This window comes from Actinoplanes sp. G11-F43 (assembly GCF_050589265.1).
Classification (GTDB): Bacteria; Actinomycetota; Actinomycetes; order Mycobacteriales; family Micromonosporaceae; genus Actinoplanes.
Genome location: NZ_JBNZCE010000085.1, coordinates 1 through 8,039 on the forward strand (window position 1 = coordinate 1; position 8,039 = coordinate 8,039).

Sequence of the window (8,039 nt, forward strand, 5' to 3'; positions counted from 1 at the left end):
GCGATCTCACCCTGCGAATGACCCACCACCGCATCCGGCTCCACACCCGCGGCACGCCACACCGCAGCCAAAGAAACCATCACCGCCCACAACGCCGGCTGCACGACGTCAGCAGATTCAAAACCATGACGACCAGCCAGTACGTCATCCAGTCGCCAGTCCACGAACGGCTCCAAAGCCGCCGCACACTCGGCCAACCTCGCCGCGAACACCGGCGACTCCCCAGCCAACTCCCGGCCCATCCCGATCCACTGACTGCCCTGGCCGGGGAAGACGAACACCGTCTTGCCGTCGACGGCGGCCGGCGAACCGGTCACCACACCGGGCGCGGGCTCACCGGTCGCCACCGACGCCAGTCCCGCCAGCAGCTCGTCCCGGTCGGCGCCCAGCACCACGGCACGGTGCTCGAACGCGGTGCGGCTGGTGGCGAGCGCCCGCGCGATCGCGGTGGTCCCGTGCTCCGGGCGCATCAGGGCGTGCACCCGCAGGCGTTCCGCCTGGTCGGCGAGCGCGGCGGCGGACCGTCCGGAGACCACGAACGGTACGGCCGCCAGGTCCGGGCGCAGAAGCGGAAGCCGCCCCGCCGCCCCGGCCGGGGTCTCCACCGGTTCTTGGGCGGGGACCTCCACCGGCTCTTCGGCCGGCGCCTCCTCGATGATGAGGTGGGCGTTGGTGCCGCTGATCCCGAACGCCGACACCCCGGCACGACGCGGCCGGTCGCCGGTGGGCCAGGCCACCGCCTCCCGCAGCAGGCTCACCCGGCCGGCCGACCAGTCGACGTGCGGGGTGGGCCGCTCCGCGTGCAACGTGGCCGGAAGCACACCGTGCCGCATCGCGAGCACCATCTTGATGATGCCCGCCACCCCCGCCGCCTGCTGGGCGTGGCCGATGTTCGACTTGATCGAACCCAGCCACAGCGGACGGTCCGCGGGACGGCCCTGGCCGTAGGTCGCCAGCAGCGCCTGCGCCTCGATCGGATCGCCCAGTGTGGTGCCCGTGCCATGCCCCTCGACCACATCCACGTCGGCCGCGGTCAGCCGCGCGTTGGCCAGCGCGGCACGGATGACCCGCCGCTGCGACGGGCCGTTGGGCGCCGACAGACCGTTGGAGGCACCGTCCTGGTTGTACGCGCCACCGCGGATCACGGCGAGCACCCGATGCCCCTTGCGGCGAGCCTCCGAGAGCCTTTCCAGTACGAGTACGCCCGCCCCCTCGGCCAGACCCATCCCGTCCGCGTCCGCACCGAACGCCTTGCACCGCCCGTCCGCCGCCAGCGCGCTCTGCGCCGAGAAGCCCACGAACTCGCCCGGCCCGACGATCACGGTCACCCCGCCGGCCAGTGCCATCGAGCAGTCCCCGGCACGCAGTGCCTGCGCCGCCAGGTGCACCGCGACCAGCGAGGACGAACAGGCCGTGTCCACCGAGACGGCCGGCCCGACCAGCCCGAGCGTGTACGAGATCCGCCCGGACAGCACACTCATCGCCGTACCGGTGATCAGGTGTGCCTCCGATCCGGAGATGTCGCCCCCGCCGGGGTATCCGGAGGGCGCGGCCCCCGCGAACACGCCGGTGTCCGAGCCCTTCAGCGAGGCCGGGTCGATGCCGGCCCGTTCGAGCGCCTCCCACGACGTCTCCAGCAGCAGCCGCTGCTGCGGGTCCATCGCCATCGCCTCGCGCGGACTGATCCCGAAGAAGCCGGCGTCGAAGTCGGTCACACCGGACACGAAACCGGCCCGGGACACATCGCTGGTGTAGACCGCCGCCGGATCCGGGTCGAAGAGCGCGCCGAGATCCCAGCCACGGTCGGTGGGGAAGTCACCGACGGCGTCGCCACCGGAGGCGAGCAGGTCCCAGAGCTCCTCGGGGTCGGTGACGCCTCCCGGGAAGCGGCACGCCATCCCGACGATGGCGATCGGCTCCCGCTCCCGCTCGGTCACCTCACGCAGCCGGGCCCGCGTGGTGCGCAGCTTCGCGGTGGTCTGCTTCAGGTAGTCGAGGAGTTTCTCGTCGTTCTGCATCGCGTCATACCCTTCGAGGTGCTTCAGGAGTGGGTGGCGTTCCGGACTTCCGGCCGAGGGTCAGGCGAAGTCGGGATCGTCCAGTTCGTCATCCAGGAGGGCGATCAGTTCGTCCGCGGACGCCGCCTCCAGTGCGCGTTGCTGCTCCGCCTCGTCCGCCGCACCGGACCGCTGGGCCCGGAAGCGCTGGGTCAGCGCCTCCAGCCGGGCCACGATCTCGGCGCGGGTCGCGTCGTCCGGTGGTGTGAGCCCGGCCGCCAGGCGCTCGAACTCGTCGAGCACAGCGGTGTGCCCCACCGGGTCACCGTGGAACAGTTCGGCGAGGAGTTCGTCGGCCAGGGCCGTCGGGTTGGGGTGGTCGAACACGACGGTGGCGGGCAGTCGCAGGCCGGTCGCGGTGTTGAGCCGGTTGCGCAGCTCGACGGCGGTCAGCGAGTCGAAACCGACGTCCCGGAACGCGCGCTCGGCCGGGACCTCCTCCCCCACGCCGTATCCCAGCACCGCGGCGGCATGTGAACGGACCAGCTCGATCACCCCACGCCGGCGCTCGGTGGCGGACATCGCGGCCAGCCGGGAGGCGTACTCACCACGGCCCTGCGAATCCGCGACGGGATCCACCGGCTCCCGCGCCTCGACGATGGTGTCCAGCAGCGGACGAGGCCGGGCCATCTGGAAGACGGGAGCGAACTTCTCCCACTCCACATCAGCGACCGCGATGAACGTCTCGTCCTCGGCCAGAACCTCACCCAACGCGGTCAGCGCCCGGTCGATATCAAGGAAGTTCATGCCCTGCCGACGCAAACGACTCGGCGTGACCGCACCCGCGCCCTGCGCCATCGCCGCATCGACGGCATCCCAATCGCGGCTGTCCCACACACCCCACGCGATCGACGTCGCGGGAAGACCCCTCGCCCGCCGCTGCTCGGCGAACCCGTCCAGGAACGCATTCCCGGCCGCGTAGGCACCGTGATCGTTACTGCCCCACGTCGCCGAGATCGACGAGAACAACACGAACTCGTCAACATCCAGGCCGGCGGTGGCCTGATCGAGATGCACAGCACCGGCGGCCTTGGCTCCCAGCGCGGCGGCCAGACCCTCACGATCGGTGTCCTGCACCCACGCCAGATAAGGCAGATTTGCCGAGTGCAACACCGTCGACAGGCCGGGGCCGGATTCCTCGATCCAGGACACCATCGCGGCCACCTGCTCGGCTTCACCCAGGTCGCAGCTGATCACCTCGACACCCGTGCCCGCTTCGGCCACCGACGCGGCCAGCGCCGAGACGTTCGGCGCCGACGGACCGGAACGGGATGTCAGGACCACACGCGCGGTGTCCCGCCCGGCCAGCCATGGACCGATGCTCACCCCGATCGAACCGGTGCCACCGGTGAGCAGCACCGTCCCCCGCGGCGACCACTCCCGAGGAACCGCACGACGGGTCTCAGCCCGAACCAGACGGCGCAGGAACACACCCTCAGACCGCAAAGCCACCTGATCCTCAGTGCCATCCGCCAGCACCGACACCAGAGCCGCACCGCCGAACCCCTCCGACAGATCGATCAGACCACCCCAGAGCTCGGGACGCTCCAAACCCACCGCACGGCCCAGACCCCACACCGCCGTCTGCGCCGGGCTGGTCGTCGACTCACCCGCACCCGTCTGTACCGCACCACGCGTCAGCAGCCACAACGGGATCTGCGCTCCCGCGCGGTGCACGCTCTTCACCAGATCCACCGTCGCGGCCAAACCGGCGGCCAGCCACGGGTAGTCGGCGTCGGGAGTCTCGTCCAGAGCCAACAGCGACACGACTCCTGACACGTCCGCCAGCCGGACGGGATCCCACCCGTCCGCACCGGCGACCGTGACGACCTCGGCGCCGTGACTCGTGAGCGCCGCGGCGACCGCCGGGCCGACCGGATCGGTGCCGACCACCAGCCACGTCCCGGACAGTGCCGGTGTGATCGCATCAGATTGCGACAGCTGCCAGATGATCCGGTAACGCCAGTCGTCCAGCGATCGGGCCGAGACGGCAGGCATCTCTGGCCAGAACCGGCGCCGCTGGAACGCGTACGTCGGTAGACCGACCGTTCTCCCCCCGCCCAGCACCATCGACCAGTCGACGGCGACGCCGTTGACGAACGCCTCAGCGAACGACGCCATCAGACGCCGCGCACCACCATCATCACGACGAAGACTGNCCACCGTGACAGCGGCGTCAACAGCCTGGATCAAGACGGGATGCGGAGAGACCTCCACGAACACGCCGTGACCGGAATCGGTCAGCACCTTTGCGGCCCTGTCGAACTCCACGGTCTCCCGCAACGACGAGTACCAGTAACCGGCGTCCAACTCCGGCCCTGACAGCCACTGCCCGGTCAGCGCCGACACCATCGGGATGGCCGCCGGACCGGGCGCGATCCCGTCCAGCACAGTCAGGATCTCGTCCCGCAACCGCTCGACCTGCGGACCGTGCGAGGCGTAGTCCACCGGGATCATCCGGGTTCGCACCGCATCACCGCAGGCCGCCTGCAACTCGTGCAGCGCTCCCGGCTCACCGGAGACCACTGTCGCCGACGGGCCGTTCACCGCCGCGATCGACAGCCGATCACCAAAGGAGGCGATCCTGCGCCGGACCGCGTCCACCGACTCCGCGATCGACAGCATCCCGCCATGACCGGCGAGTGCCGTCAACGCCCGGCTGCGCAACGCGACAACCTTGGCCGCGTCCTCCAACGACAGGATCCCCGCCACCGCAGCAGCCGCGATCTCACCCTGCGAATGACCCACCACCGCATCCGGGTCGACACCGGCAGCACGCCACACCGCAGCCAGCGACACCATCACCGCCCACAACGCCGGCTGCACCACATCAGCGGACTCAAAACCATGACGACCAGCCAGTACGTCATCCAGCTGCCAGTCCACGAAGGGCTCCAGGGCCGCCGCGCACTCGGCCAACCTCGCCGCGAACACCGGCGACGACTCCGCCAACTCCCGGCCCATCCCGATCCACTGCGAGCCCTGACCGGGGAACACGAACACCGTCCGCCCGACACCACCAGGGGAAACCTCACCGGTCACCACACCGGCCGCCGGCTGACCAGTCGCCACCGACACCAGACCGGCCAGCAACTCATCGCGGTCGGCGCCGATGACGACGGCGCGATGGTCGTGCGTCGATCGACCAGTCGCCAGGGACCACGCCACATCACTCACCGGCAGCTCCGGACGGGCCACGACATGCTCACGCAGACGACCCGCCTGCCCCGCGAGCGCGGCGGCGTTGTGCCCGGACACCAGCCACACCGGCAGGTCCGCGGCGAGCACCGGCCTGGCCGGCCGGCTTGCGGAATCCACCGCCTCCGCGGGCGGCGCCTCCTCGATGATCACGTGCACGTTGGTGCCACTGACACCGAACGCCGACACACCAGCCCGGCGCACCCGCTCACCAGCCGGCCACTCCCGCGCCTGCTGCAACAACTCGACATGACCCGACGACCAGTCGACCTGCGACGACGGAGTGTCAGCGTGCAACGTACGCGGCAAGAGGTTGTTCTGCAGCGCCAGGACCATCTTGATCACACTGGCGGTGCCGGCGGCCGTCTGCAGGTGACCGATGTTCGACTTCACCGAGCCCAGCCACAACGGCCGATCAGCAGACTTCTCCTGACCGTACGTGGCCAGCAGAGCACCCGCCTCGATCGGATCGCCCAGCGTCGTGCCGGTGCCGTGCGCCTCCACCACGTCCACGTCCGCCGCCGACAGTCGTGCGTTCGCCAGCGCCGCCCGGATCACCCGCCGCTGCGACGGACCATTCGGGGCGGACAAGCCGTTCGACGCACCGTCCTGGTTGATGGCGCTACCTCGGATGACAGCGAGAACCTGGTGACCGTTACGGCGGGCATCCGACAACCGCTCCAGCAGGATCATGCCGGCGCCCTCACCCCAGCCGATCCCGTCCGCGTCGTCGGAGAACGCCTTGCTCCGGCCGCTGGACGCCATCCCGCCCTGCTCGGCGAACTCGATGAACGCGCCCGGCAGGGTCATCACCGCGACACCGCCGGCCAACGCCATCGTGCACTCACCGCCACGCAGCGCGTTCACCGCCTGGTGCAGGGCCACCAGCGAGGAGGAGCAGGCCGTGTCCACGGTGACGGCAGGACCGGTCAGACCCAGCACGTACGAGATACGACCCGACGCCACCGACGACACCGAGCCGGTCAGACGATACCCGTCCAGGCTGCTGTCATCGGTGGGCAGCAAACCCTCGTAGCCGGAATGACTCGCCCCGATGAACACACCCGTGGCCGAGCCGTGCAGCGACGACGGCGCCAGACCGGCCTGCTCGATCGCCTCCCATGAGGTCTCCAGGAGCAACCGCTGCTGCGGGTCCATGGCGAGCGCCTCACGCGGATTGATCCCGAAGAACCCCGAATCGAAATCGGCCACGTCATAGACGAAGCCGCCCTCACGAACGTAGTTGCCGCCGGACTCCTCCTCGAACGCCTCCCAGCCACGGTCGGTCGGGAACCCGGAGATCACGTCGGTGCCGTTGGTCAGCAGCTCCCAGAACTGCTCGGGGCCACGGACATCACCCGGATACCGGCAGCCCATCCCGACGATCGCGATCGGCTCACCACCGGCCGCCGCCACCACCCGCACCGCACTGTCGGATTCACCGGCTCCGACCAGCTCAGCACGGATGAACTCCGCCAACACCGCCGCGTTCGGATAGTCGAACACCAACGTCGACGGCAGGCGAACCCCGACCGCCGGAGCCAGCCGGTTCCGCAACGCCACCGCACCGACCGAATCGAAACCCAGGTCCTTGAACGCCCGCTGCGGCAACACCGCATCCACCGAGTCGTGACCCAGCACGGCCGCCGCATGAGCCCGAACCATCTCGGTCAGCGTCTGCCGCTGCTCGCCCTCGGGCATCGCCCGGAGCCGGAGCGCCAACTCCGAACCACCAGACTCACTGACAACGGACTCCTCCGCAGCCAACACCTTCCGGACCTCGGGCAGAGCCGACAGCAACGGACTCGACCGGCGCAACGTGTACGTCGGCACGAAGTGCTCCCAGTCGAACCCGGCGACCACCACCACACCCTCGCCGGCATCCACCGCCTGCCCCAACGCCCGCATGCCGCGCTCAGCGTCGATGGCCTCCATCCCGGAATCCAGCAGCCGGTCACCACCCTCACCGGCGGCCATCCCGACACCCGCCCACAAACCCCAGACGATCGAGGTGGCCACCAGACCACGGGAACGCCGGTTGTCACACAAGGCGTCGAGGAAGGCGTTGGCCGCCGCGTACGCGCTCAGCCCGCCACTACCCCACGTGCCGGCGCCGGAGGAGAACAGGATGAACGCGTCGAGCTCCCGATCAGCGGTCAACTCGTCCAGCAAGGCCGCACCACCGGCCTTCGCCGCCAAGACGTGGGACAGGTCCGCAGCCGTCACCTGATCGACCGGGATCTGCGCACCCACACTCGCCGCATGCACCACCGACGACAACGCAATACCCGAGGCGTCGATCCACTCCAGCAGACCCGTGACAGCCGGCCGGGCGGCGACATCACACGCCACCACATCCACTGCGGCACCAGCAGCGGCGAGCGAGGCCGCAAGCTCGGCGACTCCCCCAGCCGCCGGACCCGACCGGCTGGTCAACACCACCCTGGCTGCACCCCGGCCGACCACCCACTCAGCAGTGATCGCGCCGACACCACCGGTACCACCGGTCACCAGCACCGCACCACGCGGCGACCACGTCCGGCCCGCCACCGGTCGTGACGCACGCACCAGACGACGACCCACGATCCCCGACGGCCGGATCGCAACCTGATCCTCACCACCACCAGCCAGCACCGACACCAACCGCGAACCGGCACGACCATCCAGCACTACCGGCAGATCGATCAGGCCACCCCAGCGGTCACCGAGCTCCAAAGCGGCCACCACACCCAGACCCCACACCTGCGCCTGATCCACCGCAGTCACCGGATCGTTGACACCGGT

At 69.9% G+C, this 8,039-nt stretch carries 2 protein-coding genes; both read right to left on the reverse strand.

Annotated features, from left to right (window positions below; translation table 11 throughout):
* Window positions 1–2,018, reverse strand: a 2,018-nt coding sequence (locus ACQ0O7_RS44970) for a type I polyketide synthase (RefSeq protein WP_430792076.1), incomplete at its 3' end; no start/stop codon positions are given.
* Between the two features lie 60 nt (window positions 2,019–2,078).
* Window positions 2,079–8,021 carry an SDR family NAD(P)-dependent oxidoreductase gene (locus ACQ0O7_RS44975; RefSeq protein WP_430792077.1) on the reverse strand — a complete coding sequence of 1,981 codons (5,943 nt, stop codon included), beginning with the start codon at window positions 8,019–8,021 and terminating at the stop codon, window positions 2,079–2,081.
* Window positions 8,022–8,039 lie beyond the last annotated feature (18 nt).